General features: G+C 33.8%; 1 protein-coding gene and 1 pseudogene. Both read left to right on the forward strand.

The window, feature by feature from the left end:
* Positions 1–436, forward strand: a 436-nt coding sequence (locus CO726_RS31170; protein ID WP_169513133.1) for a P-loop NTPase family protein, incomplete at its 5' end; no start/stop codon positions are given.
* Positions 429–690: pseudogene (locus CO726_RS31175) on the forward strand (hypothetical protein); the annotation flags it as partial. The gene CO726_RS31170 and the pseudogene CO726_RS31175, both read left to right, overlap by 8 nt.

A 690-nucleotide genomic window follows, 5' to 3' on the forward strand; every position in this document is an offset into this window, starting at 1 on the left:
TTTCTTCCAAACAGGGCATTCTGGTTTTACTTCTGTACATACAAGAAGTGCAATTGAAGGTGTAAAACGCCTTATGTTAATGTGTCTGCAAAGTGGAGCAAATATTGATGCTAAGTATTTATATGAATTGATTTCATCGACATTTGATGTAATTGTCTTTTTCGAGAAAAAGGATGATGGAAATCGGTATATAACTGAAATGATTGAGTTGAGGGATTATTATGACGGTGAAGTACACTTTAATCGACTTACTCAATTTATTCCAGATGAAATAGAAGTAGATGAAACGACTGGGAAAATAACAAAGATTCATGGTGAGCATGTAATGAAAGGGAAAATGTCAGATGAAATGGAGAGGAAATTCCTTTCTACTACTGTAGATTCTTCTTTATATGAAGCGTTTCTTGCTCATAAGGAGGTAAAACAGCTTGCATAGTATATTGATTTATAGCTGTATTTTCTTGATATTCTGTAGCGTCTTTCTTTTGGTTTTACTTTTTACAAAATCAAAAGGTTCTGCCCTTTCTCAATTTGTACAAGAAAATGAGAAAGAAGAAAGGCGCTTGGAATTAAGGAATATCAAAGGGATTCGAATGTATCTACCACAATCCATTATTCAAGAAGCCCAAAAGTACGAGTGGAAATTGACGAAAAGTATGTACTGGGTATATGTAATTCTTTCCGGAATGA

This window comes from Bacillus fungorum (genome assembly GCF_002746455.1).
In the GTDB taxonomy this organism is placed as follows: Bacteria; Bacillota; Bacilli; order Bacillales; family Bacillaceae_G; genus Bacillus_A; species Bacillus_A fungorum.